This window comes from Pseudarthrobacter sp. ATCC 49987, assembly GCF_009928425.1.
Taxonomy (GTDB): domain Bacteria; phylum Actinomycetota; class Actinomycetes; order Actinomycetales; family Micrococcaceae; genus Arthrobacter.
Genome location: NZ_JAABNS010000001.1, coordinates 297,225 through 323,828 on the forward strand (window position 1 = coordinate 297,225; position 26,604 = coordinate 323,828).

The window sequence follows — 26,604 nt, forward strand, 5'->3', positions numbered from 1 at the left end:
TGCTAGAGCCACTCCAGGCTTTGGCCGTGCGGTCCGGCGATCGCCATCGGGTTCCCGTTGTGCAGCAGCAGGAACCGGCCGCGGAGACGGGACTCGTCCATTTCGGGGACCACGCTGGAGCCATCCGCCTGGATGATCACCGTGTGACCCTCGTTGGAGAGCCAATGGCAGCCGCGTTCGACGGCGAGCCGGGACATGGTGCCGCGGAACCGGTCCCTGGCGGCCGCATCGAGATAGGCCATGACAGCGCTGTGGAACACCACCAGCGTGGCGTCCGACGGCGCCTGCGCGGCGAGGACGAGGAGCTGGTCGTTGAGGTCCCCGGCCACGAGGAGGGGCGGGTCGGCCTGCGCGATGGCGATCGCCCGGCGCAGCCGCTCGCGCCGGAAATCCTGCTCTGGCCAGATCAGTGCCTCCAGCCATGCGACGTCGTCGGGGTCCCGGACGTCGAGGGGGTTGAGGTCGATCCCCGCACGCCACACCACCTGCGGGAGTGCTGCCGGCAGCGGGACAGGGCCGGAGACGGCGCAGCCCAGGACCGGGTAACTGCCGGGGGCGGCGCCGGCGGGGGCCAGCCGCGTGACCGCTGCGCCGGCGTCGTACTCATAGCCGTAGCGGTCCGGAAACAGGACGAGCCCGGCCGAGGCCCCGACCTCGATGAGTGCCAGTGGGCGCCCGCCGGCGGCGGCGATCTGCGCCAGGGACGGCAGCAGGGTGGCGCAGCGCCCGGCCTCGTTGGTCTGGGTGGCGCGGCTGAGCACGATCCGTGAAACGTCCTCCCAGCGGTGGTCCAGGAACGCCCGGAAGCCCGGGTACGGGCTGATCTGCGCGCCGAGGAACCGGGCTGCGGCGAGCATCAGCAGGGGCTGGCGCTTGTTGTGCGGCCACTCGTCGATCCGCTGGATCAGCTCCGGGTCCTCCGCGATGCCCGCCGACCACGCGGCGTAGCACTCGGAGTTGCCGGGCGCGTCAACCGTGCCGAAGTGCCGATACCACTCCGCAGTGGCCGACTCCCGTGCGCCCGACCCGGCAGGGCCGGACTCCGCAGTAGCGGACTCCGCTGGACCCGGTTCGCCGCTGGCGGGACCACGGGAGGGCATGCTCAGTCCCGGCCGGCCTGCAGACCGGCGAGGTACTCGACGGCGAACCGGTAGCCCAGGATCCCGGCGCCGGCAATCACGGCCTTGCTGATGTCCGAGAGGTAGGAATGGTGCCGGAACTCCTCACGGGCATGGACATTCGTGATGTGGACCTCGACGGCGGGCAGTTGCACCGCGGAGATGGCGTCCCGGATGGCCACTGAGGTGTGGGTGTAGGCGCCGGCGTTGATCACGATGCCGATGGCCGTGCCGCGGGCGGCGTGGATGGCGTCCACGAGGGCACCCTCATGGTTCGACTGGAAGCACTCGACAGCGAGGCCGTGCGCCGCGCCGGCGTCCTTGGCGAGTTGTTCGACGTCGGCCAGAGTGGCGGTGCCGTATTTTTCGGGTTCGCGGGTGCCGAGCAGGTTCAGGTTGGGCCCGTTGAGGACCAGGATGGTGCCGCGGCCGGCGCCGTCGGGGGTGGCTTCACTCATGTCTGCCAATGTATCGCGTTGTGTTGCGGGCCGCCGCACCCAACGGCGGAAAGGGCACCGGATGACAGCCCGGGAAGCCACCGGCCGGCGCTGCACCGGCCTCTGGCAAGTACCGGACGGCCTGCCTAGACTTTAAGGGACCATCGTGCGGACCTCCCGTACTGGTAAGCCCGCGCGGAAGCCCGATCTCGGAGCACATCATGCGCAACATCCATGCAGGAAAATCAATCCGCCGGGCCGCCGGGGGCCTCCTTGCCCTCGCGGCATTTTTCGTGCCGGCGCCCCTGGCCACCGCCTCCGGAACGCACCGGGACGACCGGTCCCCGGTGATCAGGCTGCCCGGCGCCACCGGTGCCGAAGGCATCGCCGCAGGCGAGGGCAGCACGTTCTTCGCCGGCGACCGGCTCAACGGCAACATCTTCCGGGGGGACATCACAACAGGCAGTGCAAGACTGTTCATCAAGGCGCCGGAAGGCCGGGCAGCCCTCGGCATGAAGGTCGACCGGGACCACGACCTACTTTTCGTGGCGGGCGGTGCCACCGGCCAGGCCTATGTGTACGACCTGGAGACGAAGACGACCGTAAAGGTCTACGAGCTGGCGCCGGCTGGCACCAGCTTCATCAACGATGTCACCCTGACCCGCGACGGCGCGTGGTTCACCAACTCCCGCGCCGGCGAGCTTTACCGGATCCCGCTCAGCCGCGACGGGAAACCGGGCGAGGTCCGGACCCTGGCGCTTGGGGCGCCCGCCGGCACCGTCGATGACGGGTTCAACCTCAACGGAATCGCCGCCGCCGACGAAGGACAGAAGCTGATCGTCGCCCATACCGGCCGCGGCGCACTGTACGCCGTGGACCCGGAGGACGGCTCGAACAAGAAGATCGACGTCACGGACGCCTCCGGTGCCCCGGTCACGCTGGCGAACGTCGACGGCATCGTCGTCCGCGGCAGCACGCTCTGGGCCGTGCAGAACCTCTCCAACCAGGTCAGCAGGATCGAACTGAACGGCTCACTGGGCAGGGGCCACGTGGAGGAAGCCATCACCAGCAAGAACTTCGACGTCCCGACGACGGCGGCGCTGTTCGGCGATACCCTCGCCCTGGTCAACGCGAAATTCACGACGCCCGCGGCGACGAGCTTCGAGGCAGTCCTCGTCAAGGCCTGCTCCGGCGGCTGAGCACGGGTTAACCGGCGACGGCGCCACCCACCAGAGGTGGGCAGCGCCGCCGTCGAACCGTACCCGGCCGGACCGGCTATTTCCGGAGCGAGTGCGCGATCTGGGCCATCACGGTGTTGTCGGCCAGTGTGGTGGCGTCGCCGACCTCGCGTCCTTCCGCGACGTCCTTGAGCAGGCGGCGCATGATCTTGCCGGAGCGGGTCTTGGGCAGTTCGGGCACCACGAGGATGGTCTTGGGCTTGGCGATCGGCCCGATCTCCTTGCTGACGTGGTTCCGGAGTTCCTGCACGATCGTGTCCCCGGTGTCCACGGCGTCCCCGCGCAGGATCACGAACGCGACGACCGACTGCCCGGTGGTTTCGTCGGCAGCGCCCACGACGGCGGCCTCGGCCACCGCGGGGTGGGACACCAGCGCCGACTCGATTTCTGCGGTGGAGAGCCGGTGGCCGGAAATGTTCATCACGTCATCGACCCGGCCGAGCAGCCAGATGTCGCCGTCCTCGTCCTTCTTGGCGCCGTCGCCGGCGAAGTACATGGTCTCGAAGCGGGACCAGTAGGTTTCCTTGAAACGCTCCGGGTCGCCCCAGATGCCGCGCAGCATGGCCGGCCACGGCTCGCGGATCACGAGGTAGCCGCCGGAGCCGTTGGGCACGGACTCGCCGGCCTCGTCCACGACGTCCACGGCGATGCCGGGCAGCGGCACCTGGGCGGAGCCGGGCTTGGTGGCCGTGACACCCGGCAGCGGGGCGATCATCTGCGCGCCGGTCTCGGTCTGCCACCAGGTGTCCACGATCGGCGCCGGGTGTTCCTTCCGTTCGCCGTTCTTGCCGGCGTTGCCGCCGATGACCTCGCGGTACCACATCCACGCTTCGGGGTTGATGGGTTCGCCGACGGAGCCCAGGACCCGGATCGAGGAGAGGTCCGACTTCGCGGGGATCTCCTTGCCCCACTTCATGAACGTCCGGATGGCGGTGGGGGCGGTGTAGAGGATGGAGACCTTGTACTTCTCCACGATCTCCCACCAGCGGCCCTGGTGCGGGGAATCCGGGGTGCCCTCATACATCACCTGGGTGGCGCCGTTGAGGAGCGGGGCGTAGGCGACGTACGAGTGCCCGGTGATCCAGCCGACGTCGGCCGTGCACCAGTAGACGTCGGTCTCCGGGTGCAGGTCGAAGACGGCCTTGTGGGTGTAGGCGCCCTGGGTGAGGTACCCGCCGGTGGTGTGCAGGATGCCCTTGGGCTTTCCGGTGGTGCCGGAGGTGTAGAGGATGAAGAGCGGATGCTCGGAGTCGTGCCCGACGGCGGTGTGCTCGGCGGAGGCGGTCCCGACCGTGTCCGCCCACCAGTGGTCACGGCCGTCGTGCCAGTCGACGTCCTGGCCGTTGCGCTTGACCACGACAACGTTCTGCACGGTGTGGCCATCATGGGCGAGCGCCTCGTCGACGGCCGGCTTGAGCGCGCTGGGCTTGCCGCGGCGGTAGGTGCCGTCCGCGGTGACGACGAGCTTGGCTTCGGCGTCGTCGATCCGGGAGCGGAGCGCCTCGGCGGAGAAGCCGCCGAAGACCACCGAGTGGATGGCGCCGATCCGGGCGCAGGCCAGCAGCGTGATGACGGCCTCGGGAATCATCGGCAGGTACACGGCCACGCGGTCGCCCTTGGCGACGCCGAGGGACTCGAAGGCGTTGGCGGCCTTCTTGACCTCCTCGGTGAGCTGGGCGTACGTGTAGGTGCGGGTATCGCCGGGTTCGCCCTCGAAGTAGATCGCGACCCGGTCCCCGTGGCCGGCCTCGACGTGGCGGTCCAGCGCGTTGTAGGCCGCGTTGACCTCGCCCCCGACAAACCACTTCGCAAACGGAGGGTTGGACCAATCCAGGGCCTGGCTGAAGTCCTTGCTCCAGGTCAGCAGCTCGCGGGCCTGCTTCGCCCAGAACGCTGGCCGGTCGGCGTCTGCCTCGGCGTAGTCCGCGGCACTGACCACCGCGTTGGCGGCGAATTCGGGGGAGGGGGCGAACTTACGGTTCTCCTGCGACAGGTTTTCGAAGGCATCGCCTTGCGGGGCCTGCGTCGTCGTGGAGCCGGGGGTCTGCTGGGACATGGTGAACCTCATCATTCATCGATCCTTGCTGCGCGGGACCCCCGTTCCGCCGCACGGCCGGGCCGATTGCGCGGCGCCGGGCATGGGCTGGTCACGGACGTACCGCAAAGAGCTGTTCCGAAATACACACTAATGCCTGAGCCGTCTGCAACGTGTGCCGCGTCACACAGCGAACCGTGAGCGGTGTTTGTTAAGCGCCGAATGGCGGCCGCTGGCCCTGTGCGCGCATCACGCGCACAATGTGACGCTGGACCAGCACAGCCCGCCGGGGCCCGATTCTGAACCCTCATCCCCGGCTTGTCAGCTAGTGATCGGCCAGCCACTTGACTAGGCTGAGATGAAGTTGTGACATCCGATGGAGGCGACGGGACCGCTCGCGGTCCCCGCTTGGCCTGCCGTTAGACGGTGCTGTCCAGAGTGCCGCCATGCTAAGGAGAACCGAATGAACGAGCAAACAAACGGCCAGCTTAAGCCGCCTGCCGAAAGCCAGGGCAACGGTGGCGCGGACCGGTCCGGCGGTTATGGGGAGGCACCCCGTTTCACGGTGGACAAGGCCAACGGGAAGACGGCCGGCAAGAAGAACGAGGCGGTCCTCGGACCGTTCACCATCCGCGATCTCACTGTTTTCGGCTCGACGCTGATCCTCTTTGTCGCCTCCCTGCTCCCGATGTTTGCGGTCCGCTACAACCTGTGGAACCTGGGAAGCCTGTTCTTCCTTGGCCTCGGAATTCTGCTGCCCGTGATTGTGGCCGCCCTGTTCGTGGCGCGCCGCCTCAGCCCGGAAACGAAGATCCGGATCGGCTCCCTGTCGGTGGACCAGTTCGGTTCCGTGGTGGCCTCCTTCGCTGTCGCGTTCTTCTTCCTCGCCGTCGCAGGGGCCTACGACCCCCGAATGTTGCTCGCGCTCGTCGGCGCCCTCGGGCTTTTTGCGGCCACCGTGCTGGGCCGCCTGATCCCCTTCTTCGCCGGGGACTTCCTGGGCCGCGCAGAAGTGCCGGCCCACGTCGTGGCCCGCGAGTCAGCGGTCCCTGTCCGCAAACCCCGCGCCCCCAAGGCGCCAAAGGAAGCCAGCGACGAGACGGCGCCCAAAGCCGCCGGAACCAGCGCCGTCGCGGGCTGGGCCAAGCGGATGACCTCGGGCGGTCAGTCCGACGCCGGGCACGCGGCAGGCGCCGCGGGTGCCGCCGGCGCAGTTGCAGCAAGCGGTGCCGCGGCAACTCCGGGTGCCGCGCCGGCCGCGGCCGGTGCCCCGGCCGGTACTGCAGTCCCGACGCCGGCCCCCGCCCACGGATCACCGGCCGAGGGTCCCGCACCCACTCCGGTCGTCAGCTCCCCGGAGACCCAGGTCTCGGGAATCGTGCCCGCCGCCGCACCGGAGGCGCCGGCAGCCGCCGGGCAGACCCAGGCAGCCGCCGTCGTGCCCGCCGCCAAAGCCCCGGCCGGGGAGCAGGCCCAGGAGGCACAGGCCCGTGCCGCCGCAGCCGCCGAGGAAACCCGCGCCGCGGAGGTTCCCGCAACGTCCAGCAGCAGCGCCCCCACCACGGTGAATCCGCGGGTCCGCCAGCCGGAGCCGATCGGTGCCACCGTCGACCCGGCAAGCCGCCCCGAGGACCACGGCGAACAGCCCGTCCATGAGGCATTCTGGTTCGCCGTCGCCCAGCCCCGCACCGCAGTGGATGAACACAGCGGCGCACCGGCTTTCGTGATTGAACCGGGCGGCTGGGTGCTTGCCCTTGAGGACCGTGGCCACGAATTCCTGGTCCAGCACACCGACGGCCGGGTCGGCGTGCTCCGCGACCTCAGCAACATCGAGCGCGGTTAGCCCGCCCCAGTGGCCATCGAGTCCAGCAACCCGGCCCCCGCCACCGCCACACCCGGCACCAAGGGCGCCGGCACCAGGAGGACCGGCGCCAACGGCGCTGGCGCCACAAGTGCCGTCCCGCGGGCCGCGGGGGAGTCCCTGCTGGCGCTGAAACGGCGCGCCCGACGGATCAACAAGGCGCTCGCGGAGCAGTATCCGTACGCCCATGCGGAACTTGATTTCCGCAGCCCGTTTGAGCTGGTCGTGGCCACGGTGCTATCGGCGCAGACCACGGATGTGACGGTCAACCAGATCACGCCCCTGCTGTTTGCCCGTTATCCTGACGCGCGGAGCATGGCGGAGGCGGACCCCGCCGAGCTGGAGGCCATCATCAAACCCACCGGGTTCTTCCGGGCCAAGTCCCGGAACCTGATGGCGCTGTGCAACCGGCTCATGGATGAGTACGACGGCGAGGTACCCGGCAGGCTGGAGGATCTGGTGACGCTTCCCGGCGTCGGGCGGAAAACCGCGAACGTGGTGCTCGGCAACGCGTTCGGTGTCCCGGGGATCACGGTGGATACCCACTTCGGCCGGCTTGCCAGGCGTTTCGGGTGGACCGGGTCCGACGACCCGGTCCGCATCGAGGCGGACGTCGCGGAACTGTTCGAGCCCCGCGACTGGACCATGCTCTCGCACCGGGTGGTGTTCCACGGCCGGCGTGTGTGCCATTCCCGCAAGCCTGCCTGCGGGGCCTGCGCCGTCGCGAACTGGTGCCCGAGTTATGGGATGGGGGAGACGGATCCGGAGAAGGCCAGGGAGCTGCTGAAGTACGAACTGGCGCCGGGGCAGGAGGAGTTGCTGTCGAAGCTCCTCGCCGAGACGCACCGTGCAGCAGAAATCCGGATGGAATCCCAGAGGAAGCCGCTGTGACCGCCCGGCAGGACCTCATTGATCTGGTGGCCGCGGTGGAAGCCGGAACGGCGCCGTCCCCCGATCCGCGCTGGCAGGAACTCGGGGTCGAGCCCGGCGACCGGATCCGCCGCGCGGCCGTGCTGATGCTCTTCGGCTCACTCGATGATGTCCCGGCGACCTCGGTCAAACTGCTCGCCCCCGCGGACCTGGATGTCCTCCTGCTGCAGCGGGCCCAGACCCTGGATGACCATCCGGGGCAGGTCGCTTTCCCCGGCGGCGGCATCGACCCGGGCGAATCCGTCATCGAGGCCGCCCTGCGGGAAGCGGAAGAGGAAACCGGGCTGGATCCCGCCGGCGTCGAGGTCCTCGGTGTGATGCCGGAATTGGCCCTTCCCCGCGGAAACTTCCTGGTGACGCCGGTCCTGGGCTGGTGGGCGTCCCAGTCGCCCGTGCGGGTGGTGGACTATGGCGAGTCCGCGCAGGTCTTCCGCGTCCCGGTCCGGGACCTGCTGGATCCGGACAACCGCGTGATGGCCACCGTGACCCGTGCGGGGCAGACCTTCCAGAGCCCCGCTTTTACCGTCAATGACGTGGTGGTCTGGGGCTTTACCGGGATGATCCTCAACCAGCTTTTCGACCAGCTGGGGTGGGCAGCCCCGTGGAACCGCGGGAGTTTGCTCAGCGTGGATGCCTGGAGCAGGCTGCACGGCTGAGGCAGGTCCTCCGCGCAGTCCCTACCTGGAGGCCAGCGCAGTCCCTATCTGGATGCCAGGGTGACGCCGGGCCGTGCAGCGGCCTTCCGCTGGGCTGGCTGGCCGTGGGCCCGGGACTTATCGACGATCAGCCCGGTCGCGGCGTTCTCCCGTACGGCGTTGATGCCCGCGGCAGCGCCCTTGATCGTGTTGAACAGCGGTGAAACGGCGACCACCGTTCCATCGGGTGCCGTCAGCTTGAAGAAGTACTTCTTCCCGCCGGCCTCGGCGATCTCAAAAATTCCAGCCAATGTGTTGCCTCCCCAAACTATGCGTCCTTGCATGGCCGGCGCACCTCGGATCAATGACCGGCCCTTCCGAGGGTAATCGCCGTCACAGGGGGTGCACAACGCTACTGACGGGTACGTTACGACAGGCGGCTCCGGCCTACTATTTGGCGTTGTCGTAGGAGTCCACAACGGCGACGCTCACCGGGAATTCCACGGGGATCCGGCCAAACAGCAGTTCCTTCGCGGCGCTCGCCGCTTCCTCGATGGCCCGGGTGCAGTCGGCCACCGCGGCCTCGGGGCAGTGGACCATGACTTCGTCATGCAGGAAGAAAACCAGTTCCCCGGCGGGGCCGCCGTCCGCACGCATGGCGCGGAGCCGGCGTCGCAGTTCTGCCAGCCAGCAGGCCGCCCAATCGGCAGCGGAACCCTGGACCACAAAGTTGCGGGTGAACCGGCCGCGCGAGCGGGCGATCGAATCGGCCCGGCGCTGTTCCTCGGCGCTGGTGGACTGCTGGCTTTGCAGCCAGCGGTCGGACGGCGGCGGGCTGCTGCGGCCCAGTCGCGAGGTCACCGTCCTGCCGGCCTCCCCCTCGCGGGCTGCCTGCTCCACGAAACCGACGGCACGCGGGTAGGTGCGGGTCAGTTGCGGCATCAGGCGTCCGGATTCGCCGGTTGTTGCCCCGTAGATGGCACCGAGCAGCGCCACCTTCGCCTTGGCGCGGTCGCCGCCGAAGCCCTGTGCGGCGATGCCGGCATACAGGTCCTTGTCGCGGGCCGCTTCAGCCATTTTGGCGTCCTGCGCCAGCGCCACGAGCACCCGGGGCTCGAGCTGGGAGGCGTCGGCGACGATCAGCTTGTGGCCCGGATCGGCATGCACCGCGCCACGGATCTGGCGCGGGATCTGCAGCGCCCCGCCGCCGCGGGAAGCCCAGCGTCCGGAGACCACCCCGCCCACCACATACTCCGGCTGGAACCGGCCGTTTTTTACCCAGGCATCCAGCCAGGCCCAGCCGTTGGCGGCGTGCAGGCGTGAAAGCTTCTTGAACGCCAGCAGCGGCTCGATCGCCGGGTGGCTGGATTCCTTCAGTTCCCACTGCCGGGTGGTCTTCACTTCGATGCCGTTCCGGTGCAGGGCCCGCATGAGCTCCTGCGGGGAGTCCGGGTTCAGCGAGGGGGAATTCAGCAGCTGCCGCAGCTGTGCGGTGAGCGCCTCCAGCTTGGCCGGACGGTGCCCCAGCGGAGGCCGTGGGCCGAGGTAGTCCGCGAGGATCTGCTCATGCAGTTCCTCGCGCCACGGCACTCCGGTGTGCTGCATCTCCGCCGCGATCATGGCACCGGCCGACTCGGCCGCGAGCAACAGCTGGAGACGCTGCCTGCGGTTGTCGCCGGGACGTTCGACGCCGGCCCCGCCCACCTGGGCGAGGGCCTCCTGCTGGGCGGCGTATTCGGCGCGGAGGTCCTCGGGGCTGCGGCTGGGCGTCCGGCGCAGGCCGGGATCCTCGAACAGGGCACCCTGGTCGGCCGGCGGCGGTGGCGGCTGAAGTGACCGCGGCGGCGGCAGCTCATCATCCTGGGTCAGTTTCTCGGCGTGCTGCGCATACGCGGTGTGGGCGGTGAACTCCGAGTGCGCCAGGATCGCGCCGCACAATGTGAGGTCGTAACAGCGTTCCAGTTCGACCCCGGCAGCCAGCAGGGCAGGGTACCAGTCCTGGGTGCGGTGCCAGATCCAGCGCGGCCGCCGCTGTTCGAGTTCACGCACGACGCCGGCCAGCCCGGCGGCGCTTACGACGCGCGGTTCCGGGGTGGCCGGGTGCGGGGCGCCGTCCGCCGTGAGTTCCTGGAGGGCTGCGCCGTCAGCGTGGGCGGCGAGCAGCAGGTACATAGGGACAATTCTGCCCTGCCGGACGGAGTCCCCCGTGCACGTGGTTCCAGGAGTCTGCTTGTCCACATAGCGGCGGGCGCGGGTTACGGCGGCTCCGGACGACCGGAAGAGTAACAGCATGAGCAGGCACCAGCGATCACGTTCCGGGCCCAATCCCGGGCCTGACATTGGGTCGTTGGCCGGGCCAAATCCCGGGTCGGGCCCCGCGCCGTGGCTGCCGGAGGAGTCGCCGGAGACGCTGCTGGTCACAGGACTCGAAGTGCTGCGCGGTGAAGTCGAACGCGTCGCGGCGGCGTCCGGCGGCCAGCTGCGCACGGTGGCGGACATCAGGGAGGCGGCGCCCTTCTGGGACGCGGCGGCGGTGGTGCTCCTCGGCAGCGACATCAGTGAGCTGCCGCCGCGGGGACGTTCGCCGGCCGTGCTCGTTGGCCTCAGCGGGGACGGCGACGGCTTGTGGCATCTGGCCGCCGCCGTCGGCGCCGAACGGGTCGCCGTGCTGCCCGATGCCGCATCCTGGCTCGCCGAGTACCTCAGCCGCTCCCGCACTCCCGAGCCCGGCGGACTCGTCCTCGGAGTAGTCGGCGGCTGCGGAGGCGCAGGGACCAGCACAGCAGCCGTGTGGCTCGCCCACGCTGCGGCCCGGCAGGGTGTCCGGGCCCTGCTTGTGGACGGCGACCCGTGGGGCGGAGGCCTGGAGCTGGCGCTCGCCGCCGAGGAAACACCCGGCCTCCGCTGGCCGGATCTGGCCGACGCCAGGGGCACGATCGATCCCCGCCAGCTCGCCGATTCGCTGCCCCTGGCCGGCGGATTCCCCTTCCTGTCCTGGCCCGGGACCAAGGAGCGCCACGCCGGAGTGGACAACGGAGTTGTGGCCGGCGTGCTGGACGCCGCCCGGCGCGGTTACGAACTCGTCATTGTGGACATTGGCCGGGGACGGGAAGCCCTGCGGACCTTCGCCTGGGACTGCGACCGGTTGATCGTTGTCGCGCCCGCGCTGCTGCGGGCTGCCGTGGCAACGGCCCGGCTCCTGCAGGACCTCCCCGCGGTCGAGACCGTGCTGGTGGTGCGGGGCAAATCCGGGGCCTGCCTGGAGGCAGAGCTGATTGCCGAGTCCGTGGGGCTGCCCCTGGCCGGGATCATGCCGGACGTCAGGCGCGCCGCGGCCGCCACGGAGCTCGGGCGTCTGCTGGACACCGGACGGCAGCGCAAGGTGCAGCGGTTTGCCGGCATGGTCCTTGGCTTCGGCGCCGGAGCGCCCGGGTGAGCGCCCATTCGGCACCGGGGCCCCCGGACGCCGGTGCCAGCCCGGGCGCCCCGCGCTACCGGCCGCCCGCGCGCGCCTCCCTTGACGCGCGGCTGCTGGAGTCCGTCCGCGCATCCGTCATGTCCGACGCCGGGCCGGTGACACCCTCGCGCGTGGCTGCCGCCGTGCAGGCGAGCGGACGCCTGCTGGGCACGGCCGGAGCCCTGGCCGCGGTCGAGGGGATCAGCGCGGAACTCAACGGCCTCGGCCCCCTGCAGGCGCTGGTCCGGGACCCGGCTGTGACAGACATTTTCGTCAACGGCCCTGGTTCGGTCTGGCTGGACCGCGGTCACGGACTCGAACGGGCGCCGGTCGGGTTCTCCGGTGAGCCGCAGGTCCGGGCACTGGCGGCCCGGCTGGTGTCGGCGGGCGGGCGGCGCCTGGACGATGGTTCCCCCTGCGTCGACGTCCGGCTCGACGGCGGCTTCCGGGTCCATGCTGTCCTGCCGCCGGTCTCCACGGCGGGGACACTCCTGAGCATCAGGATCAGGCGTGACCGGGTCTTCTCGATGGATGAGCTGCGGCGGAACGGCATGTTCGGGCCATTGCTGCAGACCGTGCTGGAACGCATGATGGCACACCGGTTGAGCTTCCTGATCAGCGGCGCCACCGGGTCGGGGAAGACAACCCTGCTCGCCACGCTCCTGGGCCTGTGTCCGCCGGGCGAACGGCTGGTCCTGCTTGAGGACGCCGCGGAACTCAATCCGGTCCACCCGCACGTTGTGTCGCTGGAGGCGCGGCACGGCAACTTGGAAGGTGGCGGCGTCGTCGATCTGGGCGAGCTCGTGCGGCAGTCCCTCCGGATGCGGCCGGACCGGCTGGTGGTGGGCGAGTGCCGCGGGGCCGAGGTGCGGGAGCTGCTGGCGGCCATGAATACCGGCCATAGCGGAGGCGGTGGAACCATTCACGCGAACACCGCGGCTGACGTGCCAGCGAGGTTGGCTGCTTTGGGTGCGTTGGCCGGGATGTCCCAGGACGCGGTGCGCCTGCAGGCGGCCAGCGCCCTCGACGCCGTGGTCCACGTGGCACGGATGAACAATGAGCGGACCGTGGCCTGCATCGGGGTGCTCGAAGACGGCCCGGGCGGCTTGGTGGTCAGCTCCGCGCTGGACGTTTCCGCCGCAGCGGTCCGTTGCGGGCCCGCCTGGCCGCGGTTGGCGCGCCGCCTCGGAATGGACCCCTGGGACACGGACCCCGCCGGCCCCGGGGGAGTGGAGTCCGGGTCAGCCCGGCCACAGGACAGGGCGCTGCGCAAGGACCCGGGCAGGGGCCCTGAATGGCCGTGATAGTTGTAGCCGTCCTGGCTCTCGCCGTGTTCCTGGCGCTCTCGGCTCCGGGAGCCCCGCGCCGCCGGATCCGTGCGGCGTTGGCTGGGGTACGGAGTGGCCCCGCCAGCGGCTCCCCAACGGCTCTCCGCGGACTTCGCCGTTGGCGGCGCCGGGACGCACCGCCGGTCCCGATGACATTACTCGTGCAGCAGATGTCGGCTTTGCTGAAAGGCGGCCGGACCCCCTCGCGGTTATGGGACGAGCTGTGGCTCCTGCATATGGGGGAATCCTCTGCGCCCTTGCCCGGGGAGGGAGCTTCCGGCCGGACGTCGGCGCTGGCCCCCGGATCCGTGCGGATGCTGGCTGCCGCCCGCGCGGCAGCCATGCGCGGGTCTCCCGTGGGGTCGGCCATCCGCTCCGCCGGGGCGGCCGCGTCCGGTGGGACAGGCGCCGGGAAGATCCGGCGAAGCCGTGCAGGCGCGGGAGTGCGTGAGCGCCGCGTCTGGTTCCAGCTCGCCGCGTGCTTTGACATAGCAGAGGCCGCGGGCTCCCCGCTGGCGGACGTGTTGACGCGATTTGCGGCCCAGTTGGAGGCCGAGGACGACGCCGAGGCCGCCCGCCAGACGGCGCTGGCGGGGCCCCGTGCGACGGTTCGGCTGCTGACGTGGCTTCCGTTCCTCGGGCTGGGCTTGGGTGTGCTGCTGGGAGTGGATCCTGTCGAGGTGCTGGGAACCCCTTGGGGAGCCGCGGCGCTCACGGCGGGACTCGCCCTCACCATGGCTGGCCGGATCTGGTCGGCCCGGCTTGTCCGGGTGGCTGAAGGAACTCGGCCGTGACGGCAGACGTCGCGGGCCTTGCGGTGCTGGCAGTCCTGGTGGCCGCGGCCGCCACCGCGTATTCCGACCGTGGCATGGCCAGGCGGCGACTCCGGCGCCAGACGCAGCGTGCCCCCGGCGCCGGAAGCCGGGGCCGCATAAACGACGGGGTCGAGCTGCCCGGGGCATCCGGAGGGCACGGGCTCGATGATGCCGCCATGATGCTCGAGCTGGTCGGCGCGATGCTCGATGCGGGAGCCGGACTCTGCCGGGCCCTGGCGCTGCTGGCCGCACTGGCAACACCCGACATCCGTGGTCCACTGCGCCCGGTCGTGGCGGCGCTCACGATCGGCGCCGATTGGGACACGGCCTGGCGCGGCGCCGATGTCCGGTCGCCAGGACTTCTCGCCGTGCGCGATGCGCTGGGATTTGCCGCGCTCACCGGAGCCCCGTCCTCCGCCATTCTCTACGCCCAGGCGGCGCGCATGAGGCGCGGACAGTTCCGGAGCGCGGAGAAACAAGCCGCCGCCCTCGGAGTGAAGCTCGTGGTTCCCCTCGGATTGTGCTCGCTGCCGGCCTTCGTATGCCTGGGCGTCATACCGGTCCTGCTGGCGATGCTCCCGGGCTGACCCCAGCGGTGGACATCTGCGGTGGGAAGCCTTCCTCCACAGTGCGTGTCCGGAAGGGGTTTTCCACTTGCAGGGACGAGCCACTTACGCGTCACCGGCCGGGCCGGAAGAGTCTAGGAACAGCCGGCGCCCGCCGGAAGCGAAGGAAAGGAAAAGTCCATGTCAATCCATCACACTGAGCCCGCCGGTACACGCAGGGCCCAGCAGATCCATGCCGGGACCGGGACCGGGAACGCCGGGATCCGGGAAATCTATCCCGGGGCCAGCATTCCTGCCCGGCGCCGGGCACGAAGGCTCAGCCGGCTCTTTGGCTCCGAGGAAGGAATGGCGACGGCCGAGTACGCCATTGCCACGCTCGCCGCTGTGGGGTTTGCCGGCATCCTGGTGTTCATCATGCGCAGTGACGAGGTCCGGGGTTTTCTGTTGAACCTGATCCGCACGGCGCTCGCCTTGCCATGAGCTGCCGATGGCCGGCCGGGCGGGTAAACCGGGCAGCGGTGTCCACACGCCAACCCGCTACCGCACGGTGGCGGCCGGTTTCCGGCGAGAGGAGCTCCGGCGACACGTGCCGAGGCGTCGTGACGGCCGAATTCGCGGTGGCGCTGCCCTCCGTCGTGCTCCTGCTTGCCCTGCTGCTGGCCGGTTCAGCGGCGGGAGTGACCCAGTTGCGGCTGGAGGAAGCAGCCAGGGCCGGCGCCCGCGCCCTGGCCCGGGGCGAGGATGCCGCCGCCGTGGACGTGATCGTCCGCCGGCTCGCCGGTCCCTCGGCCGCCTCGGCCGTGGCGTCCGATGGCGAATGGCTCAGCGTCACGGTCTCCGGCAAGGTTCCGGGCGCCGTCGGGTCGCTGCTTCCCTGGACCCTTACGGCCCGTGCCTGGACCCGGGGCGAATCGTCCGGGCCGTCAGCCGTGGTCCGGGTTCCCCGGACGTGGCGCCTTCAGCTGCAGGGTCTGGCCGCATGAGCCGGCCGGATATCCGCAGGACGAGCATTGGCGGGTACACGACGGACCCGGAGCGCGGCGCGGGCACCGTCCTGGCGCTCGGGCTGGGACTGCTGGTCGTCCTCGCCGCTGTCCTGGTCGCACTGCTGTCGCAGTCGGCTGCAATGGCATCCCGGGCGGCTGCGGCCGCAGACCTGGCCGCTCTGGGAGCCGCGGATGCCGCCCGGGGAATCGCTCCGGGAGAACCGTGCGCCGTCGCCGCGGAGGTCGCCCACCGGAACGGCGCGAGGGTCCTCAGCTGCGTGGAAGGCCCCGGGAGCACGGTCCAGGTCCGCACCGAGCTCGAGGTCCGCACCCCTCTGGGCGGGGCCACCGGGCTGGCCAGAGCCGGACCGCCCCCGTAGCCGGTGCCTGCGGCCGCGGCTACGCCTGCAACTGTGTAGCGGCGTGGGCAGTCTCCCCGGTGTGCATCTGGTCCGTCGCGTCCTTGAGCAGTACGTCGATCAGGGTAACGGCGGCGTCCTTGTCGAGGGGATTGTTCTTGTTGCCGCACTTGGGCGACTGCACACACGACGGGCAGCCGGACTCGCATTCGCAGGCTTGGATCGCGTCGCGGGTGGCGGCGAGCCAGACCCGGGCCTTGTCATAGCCGCGCTCGGCGAAGCCTGCCCCGCCGGGGTGGCCGTCGTACACAAAGATGGTCGGCACTCCGGTGTCGGCGTGAATGGCGGTGGACACCCCGCCGATGTCCCAGCGGTCGCTGGAGGCAACCAGGGGAAGGAGCCCGATCGCGGCGTGTTCCGCAGCGTGCAGGGCACCCGGGAACTGCGCCTCGATCAGCCCCGCACCGGTCAGGGAGCGGTTGTCCATGACAAACCAGACCGCCTTGGTGAACAGGTCCCGGGCGCCCAGCTCCAGCGGTTCTTCACCGAGGATCTCGTTGGAGATCAGCGCCTTGCGCTGGAAGGAGACCACCTGCGTTGTTACTTTCACATCCCCGAAATGGACGGCGACGTCGCCCCACTGGGTGGTGCGCTGCGTTTCGAGCACCTCGATCTGGGTCACGTCACGGGCGGTGGTGTAGTAGTCCGGGTTCGCCCGCCGCACCACGACGCAGTGGTCGTCCTCGTTCAGGTCCTCCACCACGTAGCTCTCGCCCTGGTGGACGTAGATGGCTCCCGTGTGGGCCTGGTAATGCGTCTGCGGGGAATCCATGGTCCCGAGCAGGGACCCGGTGTCGGCGTCCACGATGCTCACCGGGCCGCCGCCGTCGGCCCTCAGGTTCACCATGGCCGCGGCGCTTTGCGGGTGGGTCCAGAACCACCCCGCGGGGCGCCGGCGCAGATATCCCTGGGCCACCAGCTGGTCCAGCAGCTTCTCGGATGTGGCCCCGAACAGGTCCAGTTCGGCGAACCCCAGCGGCAGCTCGGCGGCGGCGGCACACAGGTGCGGACCCAGCACATAAGGATTGGAGGGATCAAAGACCGTGGCCTCGACCGAGACGTCGAAGATCGCCTCGGGGTGGTTCACCAGGTAGGTGTCCAGCGGGTCATCGCTTGCGACGAAGGCGGCGATGGCGTCCTGCCCTGCCCGGCCGGCCCGGCCGATCTGCTGGAACAACGAGGCCCGGGTTCCTGGCCAGCCCGCGACGAGCACGGCGTCGAGCCCGGAGATGTCGATGCCGAGTTCCAGGGCCGACGTGCTGGAGACGCCCAGCAGCTCGCCGGAGCGCAGCGCTTTCTCCAGGGCCCGCCGCTCCTCCGGCAGGTAGCCCGAGCGGTAGGCCGCGACCCGTTGCGGCAGGCTCGGATCCACCTCGTCGAGAAGGCGCTTGGTGATGGTGGCAATGGTTTCGGCGCCGCGCCGGGACTTGATGAACGCAATGGTCCGCACCCGCGAGGACACCAGATTCGCCAGCAGGTCTGCGGTTTCCGCCACAGCCGTGCGGCGCTCCTTGGCGCCGTTCTCGCCCCGGAGCTCGGTCAGGGCAGGCTCCCAGAATGCGACGGTGGTGGAGCCATGGGGCGAGGAGTCCTCGGACACGGCACGGACCGGAGCGCCGATGAGCCGGCCGAAGGACGTCCCGGGCTCGGACGCCGTGGCGGAGGCGGCGATGAACACCGGCCCGGAGCCGTCCGGGCTGTAGTAGGCGCAGATGCGGCGCAGCCGGCGCATCAGATTGGCCACGTGGGATCCGAAGACGCCGCGGTAGCTGTGGGCTTCGTCCACGATCACGTAGCGCAGCCGGCGGAAGAACCGTGCCCACCAGGCGTGGTTGGGGAGGATCCCGAAGTGCAGCATGTCCGGGTTGGCCAGGATGAAGTTCGCGTGGTCGCGGATCCAGCGGCGGGACGCCGGGTCGGTGTCGCCGTCGTAGGTCTCTGCCCGGACGGTGGGGAGTTTCAGTGCCCGGATGGCAGCCAGCTGGTCGGCAGCCAGGGCCTTGGTGGGGGAGAGATACAGGGTGACGGCACCGTCGTCGTGGATCTTGCCGGGATCGGCGAGGACCCGCAGTTCGGACCGGTGGATCGCGTCCAGCGCCGGAAGCTGGTAGGCCAGCGACTTTCCGGAGGCGGTGCCGGTGGCGATCACCACATGCTCGCCGGCGTGGGCGAGGTCGGCGGCCTGGATCTGGTGGCGGTAGGGCTCGTGGATGCCGAGCGATCCGTAGGCGTTCACCAGATCGGGATGGGCCCACCCGGGCCACGGCGCGTGCACGGCCTGGCGGGCAGCGATGGTGCGCACATGACGGAGCTGTTCCGGGTCTGGGCCGCGGCCCAGCAACGGAATCAGGGACTCATGTGGGTTCACTCGTACATTCTTTCACCCGGCCTCAAATCGTCCGGGGCACGGGGCACGGGGCACGGGGCACGGGGCACGGGACCCGGCAGCCAGGGCCTCAGCCCACCGAGAGGTCCGAGCCCTCGCCCGAGGCGGAAAGCATCAGCACGTGGCAGACCGTGGTCCAGCCGAGGTGCGAGTACAACTTCTGCCCGTCCAGCGAGGCGAGCAACAGCCCGGATTCGACGTCGTGTTCGAACGCCTGGGCGGCGAGGGCCCGCATGATGAAGCTGCCCAGGCCCCGGCGCTGGTATCCGGGCTCCGTAACGATCTTGTCGAAGATTGCCGTGTGGCCCACCACGAACACGCGCCCGCTCGCCGCCACCTCGTCCCCGGCGTAGACCACGGCATGGTGGATGCCGTCGGTCCGCGACGGCACCCACCGCAGGTCATCATCCGGAAGCCAGGGATCCTCGGAGTCCTGGGTCTCCATATCCACGATCATCATGGTCTGCGAGGCGGAGGTGACGTTGAGCCCGTGCTGCTGGGCGAGGAAGGTGTACCTGGCGGCGTCGTTCGTGAGGATGGTAAGGATCCGGGCAGGTACCTCAAGGGTGGCGGCGGCCAGCGCCGCGAACTCCGCGTCGGAGGGATCATGGGCGAAAAATTCCCATTCGTGGGTGGTGTCGGCCCTGAAGGCCGCAGGGAACCGACCCTCCCTGCGTGTCTCATATCCCCGGCAGCCGGCCCAACCGGTGACCCAGGTTTCGAGCAGATGGGTGGTGTCTTCAACCATGGCCTCAAGACTCATGTGATGAGCGTATTCCAGCCCCGCCACAAGCAACAGGGGCCGGGTCCGGGAACAGTACTTGCTTACGTAATTGTGACCAGTCCGCCCGCCGGAAGCCGTTGCGCCGGGGCCCGGACCGCGGCCCTGGCCCGTGCGGTTGGCTTTCTGCAGCTAGTCTCGCGGCGCCCGGCGTTCGGCCCAGCCAGTACCCTTAAAACGTGGCTTTGAACAGAATTGTGCTCTTTTACGGCTTTACCCCTCTCGCGGACCCCGATGCCGTCCGGCTCTGGCAGCGCGCCCTGTGCGAGAAGCTCGGGCTGACCGGCCGCATCATCATCTCCAAGGACGGCATCAACGCGGCCGTCGGCGGCGAGCTGAACGCGGTCAAGCAGTATGTGAAGACCACCCGCGAATACAAGGGCTTCCACGGTATCGACGTGAAATGGTCCGACGGCGGCGCCGCGGACTTCCCCCGGCTCAGCGTCAAGGTCCGCGACGAGATTGTGTCCTTCGGTGCCCCCGGGGAACTCAAGGTTGATGCCAACGGCGTCGTCGGAGGCGGCACGCGTCTCTTGCCCGAGGAACTTCACAGCCTCGTGGAGGCTAAGAAAGAGGCCGGCGAGGAGGTGGTCTTCTTCGATGGCCGCAACGGGTTCGAGGCCCAGATCGGCAAATTCAAGGACGCTGTCGTCCCGGACGTCGCCACCACCCACGACTTCATCAAGGAACTCGACTCCGGCAAGTACGACGCGCTCAAGGACAAGCCGGTGGTCACCTACTGCACCGGCGGGATCCGCTGCGAAGTGCTCTCCAGCCTCATGGTGAACCGCGGCTTCACGGAGGTCTACCAGCTCGACGGCGGGATCGTCCGCTATGGCGAAACCTTCAAGGACCAGGGCCTCTGGGAGGGCTCCCTCTACGTCTTCGACAAACGCATGCACCTTGAATTCAGCGAGGACGCAAAGACCATCGGCGAATGCGTCCGCTGCTCGGCGCCGACGAGCAAATTTGAGAACTGCTCCAATCCGTCCTGCCGCACCCTCACCCTTTACTGTTCGGCCTGCGCCGCCAGCCCGGAGACGCTCCGCTGCCCGGGCGGCTGCGCGGCCTGACACTCCGCCGTCCCATCCCGTAGCGGTCCGTATGACGGGCCCTGGGACTCAGATCCGGCTCACGCGGTAGGCGAAATTGGCGCCCTCCTTCGCCTCCACCTTGATATGGAGCACGACGTCGGCGGGCAGATAGACCACGTTTACCCGGGAGGACCCGCACCGCAGGTTCAGGTCCACCAGTTCAATGTCGTCATGGCTGATACTGAACGACACCCGCCGCGGGCTCCGGCAGGCCAGCGTTAAGGCGTAGCTGCCCTCAGGCAGGTTCGCTGTGTTTTCCTCCCGTTCCTCGGCTGCCGCCAGGGTTCCGTAGTTGCTGTGGAACACCTGTCCCTCGGTTCCGGGCAGCACCTGGGCCACCCATGAGTCCAGTTCGGCTCCGGTGACGGGCTGGTTAAACGTAGGATCGCGCGGCAGGGCCGCATCGGATGAGCCCGGGACGGAGGCGGTCGGCGTCACGCTGGCAAACCCGTCGTCGTATTCGTAGGCGCAGCCGGTCAAGGCAGTTCCCAGCAGCAGCGCGAGCAGGAGCCCCACGGCAGATGCCGTGCGGGTCCGGGACACGCTCGACACCGGGACAGTGGGCATGTCCCGACTTTAACCCCGTGGTGGGCGGCGCGCCAGAGGCCAACGGACCGCGCGGAAGCGCTGTTCCGGGCCTACTGCCCAAGCCCGCTGAAACCGATCCGGACCCCGGCGGCGTCCGGCTGCTACTCCGCGGGCGTCAGCTGGTAGGCGTAGATGAGCGGTGCGTCAACGCTTGAGGTGCTGATCTGCAGCGTGCCGGCGGCGGGGACTTTGACGCGGGCCGTCTCGCGGCTGCCGTTGCAGGCCGCCCCGGCCTCGTTCAGCCTGGCGCCGTCGAGCGAGGCCTCGAAGAAGGCCTTGCCGCCGCCGTCGCAGCTCATGGTCAGCAGGTAGGTGCCCGCTCCGATCCCGGGGGCGGTTTTGACGATCGGATCCCGGTTGAGGATCTTTCCCGAGTCCTCGAGCACGATCCCCTCGGCAGAGGGAAGAGCCGTGGCCTTCCATGCCGGCACATCGGCCGACTCGACGGAGCCGACCGGGGAGCACGCTGCTGTGGCCAGGACGACGGCGGCGCCGGCCGCAACGCCGAAGGCGGCGCGCCTGATAGGACGGGCACGCTGCCGGAGCATCCGGGCACGCTGGGGGCCGGGGATAAGGAAGAGCATGCCTCCAACTTACCGTCGTTGGGGGCCGCGGCTGATCCATCGGCGGCCCGGTGCCACCGGCCCGCGTCCCGGGCCTGGCCCCGGCCCGGGCCCCTACCCCGAGATCAGCTCCAGCACCCGGCCCCGGTGCAGGGCAAGGTACACGCGGTCCCGCAGGAGGTTGGCCTCGCCGTCCGTGAGTGTCCGGTCCAGCGGCTGCAGCACCAGCCGCAGCAGCACATTCACCTGGTCCGGAGTGAGGCGGAGCCGTTCGACGGCGGCGGTCGGCAGACCCGATGCCGGGGTCACCGCCCTGATCTCCAGCGCGGCCAGCATCTCGGCTTCCGCCCCGAGGGCCGTCCGCGCACGGTCACCCAGCAGCTCGACGTCGGCCTCCGCCGCGGAGCCCAGCACGAGCGACAGATCGCGCCTGACCTCGGGCATGACCGACACCGGCCGGTAGGGATTCAAGTCCAGCAGCTGGGCCCGGACTTCGGGGTTTTCCGAGCGCAGGAGCCGGATGTCCCGGATGCCCTTGCGCAGCATCAGGGCACGGTCCAGCCCCAAGCCGAGGGCGAGGCCGGCCCAGCGCCGCGGATCGAGCCCGGAGCCGCGGAGGACCTGCGCGGCGACAAGGCCGCATTCGGCCAGTTCCAGCCATTCCCGGCTGCCGTCCGGCTGGGTGACGAGCACGTCGAGCTGCCTGCCCGTATCCGTGTAGTGGTGGGTTGCCGGGGTCGAGCGCCACTGCACATCCGGGCAGACGGAGGCCGGAAGGACCGCGTCCACGACGGCCGCCATCATCTGGTCCAGCTCGGCGGAACCCAGCAGCCCGCGCGCTTTGAGCCTCCAGAGATCCACCTGGTGCGGGGCGCCCACGTGGGTGCGGTCGATCGTGTCCCTCCGGTACACCGGGCCTGGCACCGCGTGCAGCCGGTCGTAGTGGCCCATTTCCCCGTGCAGCGAGTCGAGCAGGGCCGGGACCCCCGCCGACGTGTGGCTCCGCAGCATCACCGTCGGGCTGACATGGCGGGAGTGGCGCGAATCGCGGGTGACGTCGTCGGGGGAGTAGCCCAGCCGGTCGTAGTTGTCGGCAGTTGCGACGAGGGGGCTGAGCCGGTGCGTCTCAACCGCGATGCTCCAGAGGCGTTCCAGCGCCGTCGTGATTTCCGCCAGCAGCAGGGACATGGCGTGGGGGCCCTGCGCGGGATCGGACAAGTCGCGGAGCGACAGGGCGGCCTGCAGCTCGGAGGGGGTCAAATAGTTTTTCATGAGGGGTCCTTGGCTGTGGGTGCGGGAGGGGAGCTTCACCCTCAGCCGCTGCACCGGACGGACCCCGGCGGCTGCAGTTATGCGCGCGACAAGAAGCCCGTGCGGCCGGAAAGCGGCCGAGGGCTGATAAATCGCTGCTGCGTGTGCATGCCTCCCATGCTACGCCAGGCCGCCGGCGTCCCCGCGGGCCGTCATACGCAGGCCTTGACCTTGACGCAGCGTCAACCCCTAGCATCGGGTTACCGGCACCAAGCGGCCGGCGCCGGACCGGAAGGAGGCAGCCACATGGAATGGTCGGTGCAACAGATCGCCAGGACCGCCGGGACCACGAGCCGGACGCTGCGGCACTACGACGACATCGGACTGCTCAAACCCAGCCGGACCGGCGGGAACGGCTACCGGTTCTACGACCAGGCATCCCTCGTGCGGCTGCAGCGGATCCTGCTCCTGCGGGACCTGGGGCTCGGCCTCCCGGCCATCGCCGAGGTTCTCGGCCACGAGCCCGACGCCGAACAGGCGCTCGGCCGGCACCTCGACTGGCTGCGGCAGGAACAGGCCCGGCTGGCCCGCCAGATCGCCTCGGTCCGGCAGACGATTGACACATTGAAAGCAGGAGGAGAGATCATGGCGGAGAAAATGTTCGACGGCTTCGACCACACCCAGTACAGGGACGAGGTGGAGGAGCGCTGGGGCAGGGACTCGTACGCGGCGGGCGACGCCTGGTGGCGCCGGATGAGCCCGGCCGGGAAGGACGCCTGGAAGCTGCGTTCCCGGCAGCTGGGCAGCGACTGGACCGCAGCCGCGGAGTCGGGGATCCCGGCGGACAGCGCCGAGGCCCAGGAGCTGGCCCGGCGGCACGGGGAATGGCTTGCCGGCATCCCCGGCACGCCCGCCTCAGCGTCCGCCACCGGCGGCAACGGCGACGTGAAAGGCTACGTCACCGGCCTCGGCGAGATGTACGTTACCGATCCGCGCTTCGCCGCGAACTACGGCGGCGCAGCCGGTGCATCCTTCGTCCGCGACGCCCTCCGGATCTACGCCGGCAGGCACCTCTAGGACCGGCGGCGCCGGGACCGGGACTAAACTTGACCGGTGACTCTTTCAACGCATTTCACGGCCGGCAACACCACCGACGCGCCGCGCAGCGACCTCCCCGGCCTGCTCGAAGCCCTGGCGGCGGACCTGCGCCGCATCGGCTACACCGTTGACGGCGTCGCCGGACTCCTGGGCCCGGCCGCGCACAGCGCCCTCAGCCGCGACCAGCTCGTTCCCGCGCTGATCGTCACCGAGGCCGCCCGCCACGGGGAGCCGACGACGACGGCGGCGCTCGCCGCCGTCGTCCGGTTCTGGCTGCTGGCCGAACCGCAGTCCGCCGCAACGCTCGACGCCTCCCTTCCCGGCATCCGCACGGCGGGCCTGCTGGAACTGGGCCTCGTGGAGCCGTCCGCGGATGGCCTGGTTCAGGCGAAGGTGGATCTGCGGCCGTACGGCTGGGACGGAACCCCCGGGGACGGCACCCAAGGGGACGGCACCCAGGGGGAAAACGAAAACACTGCCGGCAGCGGCGGCGCGGAGCTTTGGGTGGCCAGCGACCTGGCCGCCCACCAGCGCCCCGGCGTTCTGCGCCACGACCACGTGCTCGGGATCGGGCAGGCATCCACCACGCTGGTACAGGTCACCGCCCGCCGGCATGTGGCCCGCGCCCTGGACCTTGGCACCGGCTGTGGCATCCAGACCTTCCACCTGCTGCACCACGCCGAGCATGTGACCGCCACCGACATCTCCGGGCGTGCGCTGGCATTTACACGCTTCAACCTTTTGTTAAACGCCGGCCAGCTGCACCTGGACCCCGCCGATCTGGAGGCCCGGGTGAGCCTGCGCCAGGGCTCCCTGCTGGATCCGGTGGCGGGCGAGGAGTTCGACCTGGTGGTCTCCAACCCGCCGTTCGTGATCACGCCGCGCAGCCTGGGGGAGGCCGCCGCGGACCAGTTCACCTACCGCGACGGCGGCCTGCCGGGCGATGACATCGTCGCCGCCCTGGTCCGGGACCTTCCCTCGGCCCTCACGCCTGGCGGAACAGCCCAGTTATTGGGCAACTGGGAGATCCCGGCGGGCGCCGACTGGGCCGAACGGCCGCAAAACTGGGCCAGTCCGGACGCGGACGCCTGGTTCATCCAGCGCGAGCAGGTCAGCCCGGAACAGTACGCCGAGACCTGGCTGCAGGACGCCTCCGAGGCCCGCGACCGGCGCCTTTACCAGGACTCGTACGCCGCGTACCTGGACGACTTCGCCGCCCGCAGCGTCCAGGCCATCGGTTTCGGGATGATCTGGCTGCGCCGGCCCGCCCAGGGCCCCCCGGTGCTGAGGCGCTTCGAGGAGATCACCTATCCGATCGAGCAGCCCGTCGGCCCGCACCTCGGTGCCGCCGTGGAACGCGCCGACTGGCTGGCCGGCCACGACCTGGCGGCCGCTCACCTGCTAGTGGCCGAGGACGTCACCGAGGAACGGCACCAGCGCCCCGGTGCTGAGCACCCCGGCGTCATCCTGCTGCGTCAGGGTGCCGGCCTGCGCCGCACCAACCTGCTGAGCACCGAACTGGCCGGCTTTGTCTCAGCGTGCGACGGCGACTTGTCCGTTGGGCAGATCATCGGCGCCCTCGAGGCGCTGCTGGGTGGAGGCGAGGACTGGGACAGCGGGACCTTCCGCAGCGGGCTCCTCACGGAGGTGGGGAACCTGGTCCGCGACGGCTTCCTGCTCCCTGCCTAAGACGGCCGGCGCGAGGGCGCCCGGCACCGCCGGGCCGGTCGCGCCCTCGCCGCCGAAACGCGGCAGGACATACGCGGTGACGGCCAGGGCCACCAGGACCCCGCCCACCCCGGTGATAAGGAAGCTCAGCCGAATCGGGAGCAGGGCGCCAAGCAGCCCGCCCAGCGCCAAGGCTCCAATGGAGACGGCCCGGGTGAGGCCCCCGAGGATAGCCATCGCCTGGCCGCGGCCGCCCTCCGGGATCCGCAGGATGGCAATCGCCCCGAAACACGCGTTCAGCACCCCGCAGGCCGCCCCCATCGCGGTGTAGGCCACGAACAACAGTTCCACACCCGGCACCAGGGCCATGATCCCCAGGAAGGCCGAGGCCAGGGCCATCGAAACGAGCAGGATGCGCAGGCGGGCTGCCGGGGTCCTGATCCGCCCGGCCAGTGCCGCCCCGGACGCCATGCCGAGACCAAACGACGCAGCCAGCAGCCCGTACTGCGTTTCGGTGGCGCCGAGTTCGTCGCGGGCCAGGAACACTTCCAGGACGTTGGTCGCCTCGCCGACCGTGATGAAGAAGAGCGCGCCGAGGACCAGGGACCAGACCAGGCCGTCCGCCCGGATCAGGCGCAGCCCGTCCAGCAGGGCAGGCTTCTCCTTGCCCGCCCGTTCGGTGGCCGTGCCCCGGCGGGTCCGGATCAGCAGGGCGCCCGCAGCCATCGCCAGATAGCAGCCGCTGGCCACGGCAAACACCAGGCCGGATCCGCCCCAGCCGCTCAGCAGCCCGCCTGCCGCCGGGCCGACCATGCCGGCAATCATGATGGTTGCCTGCATGGTGCCCAGCGCCCGTGGCGTCCGCTCCTCGCCCACGATCCGGGGCAGCAGGGCCTGCCAGGTGGGCCCCGCCACCGCCTGGGCGGAGTCAAGGAGGAAGGTCATGGCGAACAGCGCCGGAAGGTAGTTGTCCAGATACTGCATTCCCAGCCCCATGCCGGCCACTGCCGCGGCACTGACCACGGAGGACGCCGTCGCCAGCGTCCTGGAATCCCGCGTGTCGGCCAGACGGCCGGCCCACGGCGCCAGCAGCACCAGCGGGAGCGCCGAGCAGAGCAGATACGCCGCCACCAGCCAGGGCCCGGCAACCTGGGTCAGGCCGGCGGCGGCCAGGTTCTGCAGGTGCAGCATGACGCTGATAATGACGGCGCCCATGCCGGCCGTGGCAATGAAGCGGGCGCTGCTGGCGAGGAGGAAATCCCTGGTGCTCCAGAGGGGCTGCCCGGCCCCGGGGTCGCCCGGCAACTTATGAAGTATCTGTTTCATAGTCGCAAGCTACTCCAGCGCCGA

24 protein-coding genes and 1 pseudogene are annotated in these 26,604 nt (G+C 70.0%); 14 read left to right on the plus strand and 11 right to left on the minus strand.

Annotation, left to right across the window (positions count from 1 at the left end; all coding sequences use genetic code 11):
- Positions 1 to 2 precede the first annotated feature (2 nt).
- Both GXK59_RS01410 and aroQ read right to left on the minus strand, forming a co-directional pair.
- Positions 3 to 1,100, minus strand: a complete 1,098-nt coding sequence (locus GXK59_RS01410; protein ID WP_160663774.1) for a DUF2332 domain-containing protein — start codon at positions 1,098 to 1,100, stop codon at positions 3 to 5.
- Between the two features lie 2 nt (positions 1,101 to 1,102).
- Positions 1,103 to 1,576 carry a type II 3-dehydroquinate dehydratase gene (gene aroQ, locus GXK59_RS01415; RefSeq protein ID WP_160663776.1) on the minus strand — a complete coding sequence of 158 codons (474 nt, stop codon included), beginning with the start codon at positions 1,574 to 1,576 and terminating at the stop codon, positions 1,103 to 1,105.
- A 200-nt stretch (positions 1,577 to 1,776) separates the two neighbouring features.
- Here aroQ and GXK59_RS01420 point away from each other — a divergent pair, with 200 nt between their 5' ends.
- Positions 1,777 to 2,754: an SMP-30/gluconolactonase/LRE family protein gene (locus tag GXK59_RS01420; RefSeq protein ID WP_160663778.1), complete on the plus strand. Its 978-nt coding sequence runs from the start codon at positions 1,777 to 1,779 to the stop codon at positions 2,752 to 2,754.
- A gap of 76 nt (positions 2,755 to 2,830) precedes the next feature.
- Here the strand turns inward: GXK59_RS01420 and acs are convergent, their stop codons facing one another.
- On the minus strand, positions 2,831 to 4,849 hold the full coding sequence (gene acs / locus GXK59_RS01425) for an acetate--CoA ligase (RefSeq protein ID WP_160668919.1): 2,019 nt from the start codon (positions 4,847 to 4,849) through the stop codon (positions 2,831 to 2,833).
- Between the two features lie 442 nt (positions 4,850 to 5,291).
- Here acs and GXK59_RS01430 point away from each other — a divergent pair, with 442 nt between their 5' ends.
- The 3 genes from GXK59_RS01430 to GXK59_RS01440 all read left to right on the plus strand — a co-directional run bounded on the left by GXK59_RS01430 (position 5,292) and on the right by GXK59_RS01440 (position 8,275).
- Positions 5,292 to 6,671: a hypothetical protein gene (locus GXK59_RS01430; RefSeq protein ID WP_160663780.1), complete on the plus strand. Its 1,380-nt coding sequence runs from the start codon at positions 5,292 to 5,294 to the stop codon at positions 6,669 to 6,671.
- Positions 6,672 to 6,809: 138 nt separating this feature from the next.
- Entirely contained in the window at positions 6,810 to 7,580 is a 771-nt protein-coding gene (gene nth / locus GXK59_RS01435; protein WP_160668920.1) for an endonuclease III, read from the plus strand.
- On the plus strand, positions 7,577 to 8,275 hold the full coding sequence (locus GXK59_RS01440) for an NUDIX hydrolase (RefSeq protein WP_160663782.1): 699 nt from the start codon (positions 7,577 to 7,579) through the stop codon (positions 8,273 to 8,275). The genes nth and GXK59_RS01440 overlap by 4 nt, the downstream gene beginning before the upstream one ends.
- Before the next feature lie 44 nt (positions 8,276 to 8,319).
- Here the strand turns inward: GXK59_RS01440 and GXK59_RS01445 are convergent, their stop codons facing one another.
- The gene (locus tag GXK59_RS01445) at positions 8,320 to 8,565 is read right to left on the minus strand and encodes a YegP family protein (RefSeq protein ID WP_202129040.1); all 246 of its coding nucleotides are present in this window, start codon (positions 8,563 to 8,565) and stop codon (positions 8,320 to 8,322) included.
- 139 nt (positions 8,566 to 8,704) lie between these two features.
- Positions 8,705 to 10,426: a bifunctional 3'-5' exonuclease/DNA polymerase gene (locus GXK59_RS01450; protein ID WP_160668921.1), complete on the minus strand. Its 1,722-nt coding sequence runs from the start codon at positions 10,424 to 10,426 to the stop codon at positions 8,705 to 8,707.
- 118 nt (positions 10,427 to 10,544) lie between these two features.
- Between GXK59_RS01450 and ssd the strand changes: the two genes are divergently transcribed.
- The 7 genes from ssd to GXK59_RS01485 all read left to right on the plus strand — a co-directional run bounded on the left by ssd (position 10,545) and on the right by GXK59_RS01485 (position 15,786).
- Positions 10,545 to 11,690 carry a septum site-determining protein Ssd gene (gene ssd / locus GXK59_RS01455; protein ID WP_160663786.1) on the plus strand — a complete coding sequence of 382 codons (1,146 nt, stop codon included), beginning with the start codon at positions 10,545 to 10,547 and terminating at the stop codon, positions 11,688 to 11,690.
- A complete protein-coding gene (locus tag GXK59_RS01460) occupies positions 11,687 to 13,015 on the plus strand; it encodes a TadA family conjugal transfer-associated ATPase (RefSeq protein WP_202129041.1) in 1,329 nt (442 codons plus the stop codon). Before ssd ends, GXK59_RS01460 begins: the two co-directional genes overlap by 4 nt.
- A 173-nt stretch (positions 13,016 to 13,188) precedes the next feature.
- The gene (locus GXK59_RS01465) at positions 13,189 to 13,833 is read left to right on the plus strand and encodes a hypothetical protein (RefSeq protein WP_337248051.1); all 645 of its coding nucleotides are present in this window, start codon (positions 13,189 to 13,191) and stop codon (positions 13,831 to 13,833) included.
- Positions 13,830 to 14,441, plus strand: coding sequence for a type II secretion system F family protein (locus GXK59_RS01470; protein WP_237393737.1), 612 nt, complete (start codon positions 13,830 to 13,832; stop codon positions 14,439 to 14,441). The genes GXK59_RS01465 and GXK59_RS01470 overlap by 4 nt, the downstream gene beginning before the upstream one ends.
- A gap of 159 nt (positions 14,442 to 14,600) precedes the next feature.
- The gene (locus GXK59_RS01475) at positions 14,601 to 14,900 is read left to right on the plus strand and encodes a DUF4244 domain-containing protein (protein WP_160663790.1); all 300 of its coding nucleotides are present in this window, start codon (positions 14,601 to 14,603) and stop codon (positions 14,898 to 14,900) included.
- 119 nt (positions 14,901 to 15,019) lie between these two features.
- Entirely contained in the window at positions 15,020 to 15,403 is a 384-nt protein-coding gene (locus GXK59_RS01480) for a TadE family type IV pilus minor pilin (RefSeq protein ID WP_237393738.1), read from the plus strand.
- On the plus strand, positions 15,400 to 15,786 hold the full coding sequence (locus GXK59_RS01485) for an Rv3654c family TadE-like protein (protein ID WP_160663794.1): 387 nt from the start codon (positions 15,400 to 15,402) through the stop codon (positions 15,784 to 15,786). Before GXK59_RS01480 ends, GXK59_RS01485 begins: the two co-directional genes overlap by 4 nt.
- Before the next feature lie 19 nt (positions 15,787 to 15,805).
- Here the strand turns inward: GXK59_RS01485 and GXK59_RS01490 are convergent, their stop codons facing one another.
- Positions 15,806 to 18,193 (minus strand): DEAD/DEAH box helicase, encoded by a 2,388-nt coding sequence (locus tag GXK59_RS01490; RefSeq protein ID WP_160663796.1) that lies wholly within the window; start codon positions 18,191 to 18,193, stop codon positions 15,806 to 15,808.
- A gap of 88 nt (positions 18,194 to 18,281) precedes the next feature.
- A complete protein-coding gene (locus GXK59_RS01495) occupies positions 18,282 to 18,974 on the minus strand; it encodes a GNAT family N-acetyltransferase (protein WP_160663798.1) in 693 nt (230 codons plus the stop codon).
- A 197-nt stretch (positions 18,975 to 19,171) separates the two neighbouring features.
- Here GXK59_RS01495 and trhO point away from each other — a divergent pair, with 197 nt between their 5' ends.
- Entirely contained in the window at positions 19,172 to 20,065 is an 894-nt protein-coding gene (gene trhO / locus GXK59_RS01500) for an oxygen-dependent tRNA uridine(34) hydroxylase TrhO (protein ID WP_160663800.1), read from the plus strand.
- Between the two features lie 48 nt (positions 20,066 to 20,113).
- Here trhO and GXK59_RS01505 read toward each other — a convergent pair whose 3' ends face one another.
- The 3 genes from GXK59_RS01505 to srmL all read right to left on the minus strand — a co-directional run bounded on the left by GXK59_RS01505 (position 20,114) and on the right by srmL (position 22,509).
- Positions 20,114 to 20,653: a DUF6023 family protein gene (locus GXK59_RS01505; protein WP_237393739.1), complete on the minus strand. Its 540-nt coding sequence runs from the start codon at positions 20,651 to 20,653 to the stop codon at positions 20,114 to 20,116.
- Between the two features lie 122 nt (positions 20,654 to 20,775).
- Positions 20,776 to 21,258: a hypothetical protein gene (locus tag GXK59_RS01510; RefSeq protein ID WP_237393740.1), complete on the minus strand. Its 483-nt coding sequence runs from the start codon at positions 21,256 to 21,258 to the stop codon at positions 20,776 to 20,778.
- 93 nt (positions 21,259 to 21,351) lie between these two features.
- Positions 21,352 to 22,509, minus strand: a complete 1,158-nt coding sequence (gene srmL / locus GXK59_RS01515; RefSeq protein WP_160663802.1) for a PheS-related mystery ligase SrmL — start codon at positions 22,507 to 22,509, stop codon at positions 21,352 to 21,354.
- A 285-nt stretch (positions 22,510 to 22,794) separates the two neighbouring features.
- On the opposite strand from srmL, the gene GXK59_RS01520 reads away from it, so the two are divergent.
- Both GXK59_RS01520 and GXK59_RS20545 read left to right on the plus strand, forming a co-directional pair.
- Positions 22,795 to 23,565: a MerR family transcriptional regulator gene (locus tag GXK59_RS01520; protein ID WP_160663804.1), complete on the plus strand. Its 771-nt coding sequence runs from the start codon at positions 22,795 to 22,797 to the stop codon at positions 23,563 to 23,565.
- A gap of 36 nt (positions 23,566 to 23,601) precedes the next feature.
- Entirely contained in the window at positions 23,602 to 25,275 is a 1,674-nt protein-coding gene (locus tag GXK59_RS20545) for a DUF7059 domain-containing protein (RefSeq protein WP_160663806.1), read from the plus strand.
- Positions 25,276 to 25,344: 69 nt separating this feature from the next.
- Here GXK59_RS20545 and GXK59_RS01530 read toward each other — a convergent pair.
- Positions 25,345 to 26,580 (minus strand): annotated as a pseudogene (locus tag GXK59_RS01530) (MFS transporter); the annotation flags it as partial.
- Positions 26,581 to 26,604 lie beyond the last annotated feature (24 nt).

Coding starts and splice junctions, on each gene's coding strand:
- GXK59_RS01475 (WP_160663790.1), top strand. CDS start 14,601: ATGTCAATCCATCACACTGAGCCCGCCGGTACACGCAGGGCCCAGCAG.
- aroQ (WP_160663776.1), bottom strand. CDS start 1,576: ATGAGTGAAGCCACCCCCGACGGCGCCGGCCGCGGCACCATCCTGGTC.
- GXK59_RS01450 (WP_160668921.1), bottom strand. CDS start 10,426: ATGTACCTGCTGCTCGCCGCCCACGCTGACGGCGCAGCCCTCCAGGAA.
- GXK59_RS01465 (WP_337248051.1), top strand. CDS start 13,189: ATGACATTACTCGTGCAGCAGATGTCGGCTTTGCTGAAAGGCGGCCGG.
- GXK59_RS01505 (WP_237393739.1), bottom strand. CDS start 20,653: ATGCCCACTGTCCCGGTGTCGAGCGTGTCCCGGACCCGCACGGCATCT.
- acs (WP_160668919.1), bottom strand. CDS start 4,849: ATGTCCCAGCAGACCCCCGGCTCCACGACGACGCAGGCCCCGCAAGGC.
- GXK59_RS01485 (WP_160663794.1), top strand. CDS start 15,400: ATGAGCCGGCCGGATATCCGCAGGACGAGCATTGGCGGGTACACGACG.
- srmL (WP_160663802.1), bottom strand. CDS start 22,509: ATGAAAAACTATTTGACCCCCTCCGAGCTGCAGGCCGCCCTGTCGCTC.
- GXK59_RS01520 (WP_160663804.1), top strand. CDS start 22,795: ATGGAATGGTCGGTGCAACAGATCGCCAGGACCGCCGGGACCACGAGC.
- GXK59_RS01495 (WP_160663798.1), bottom strand. CDS start 18,974: ATGAGTCTTGAGGCCATGGTTGAAGACACCACCCATCTGCTCGAAACC.
- GXK59_RS01430 (WP_160663780.1), top strand. CDS start 5,292: ATGAACGAGCAAACAAACGGCCAGCTTAAGCCGCCTGCCGAAAGCCAG.
- GXK59_RS01410 (WP_160663774.1), bottom strand. CDS start 1,100: ATGCCCTCCCGTGGTCCCGCCAGCGGCGAACCGGGTCCAGCGGAGTCC.
- GXK59_RS01510 (WP_237393740.1), bottom strand. CDS start 21,258: ATGCTCTTCCTTATCCCCGGCCCCCAGCGTGCCCGGATGCTCCGGCAG.
- GXK59_RS01420 (WP_160663778.1), top strand. CDS start 1,777: ATGCGCAACATCCATGCAGGAAAATCAATCCGCCGGGCCGCCGGGGGC.
- ssd (WP_160663786.1), top strand. CDS start 10,545: ATGAGCAGGCACCAGCGATCACGTTCCGGGCCCAATCCCGGGCCTGAC.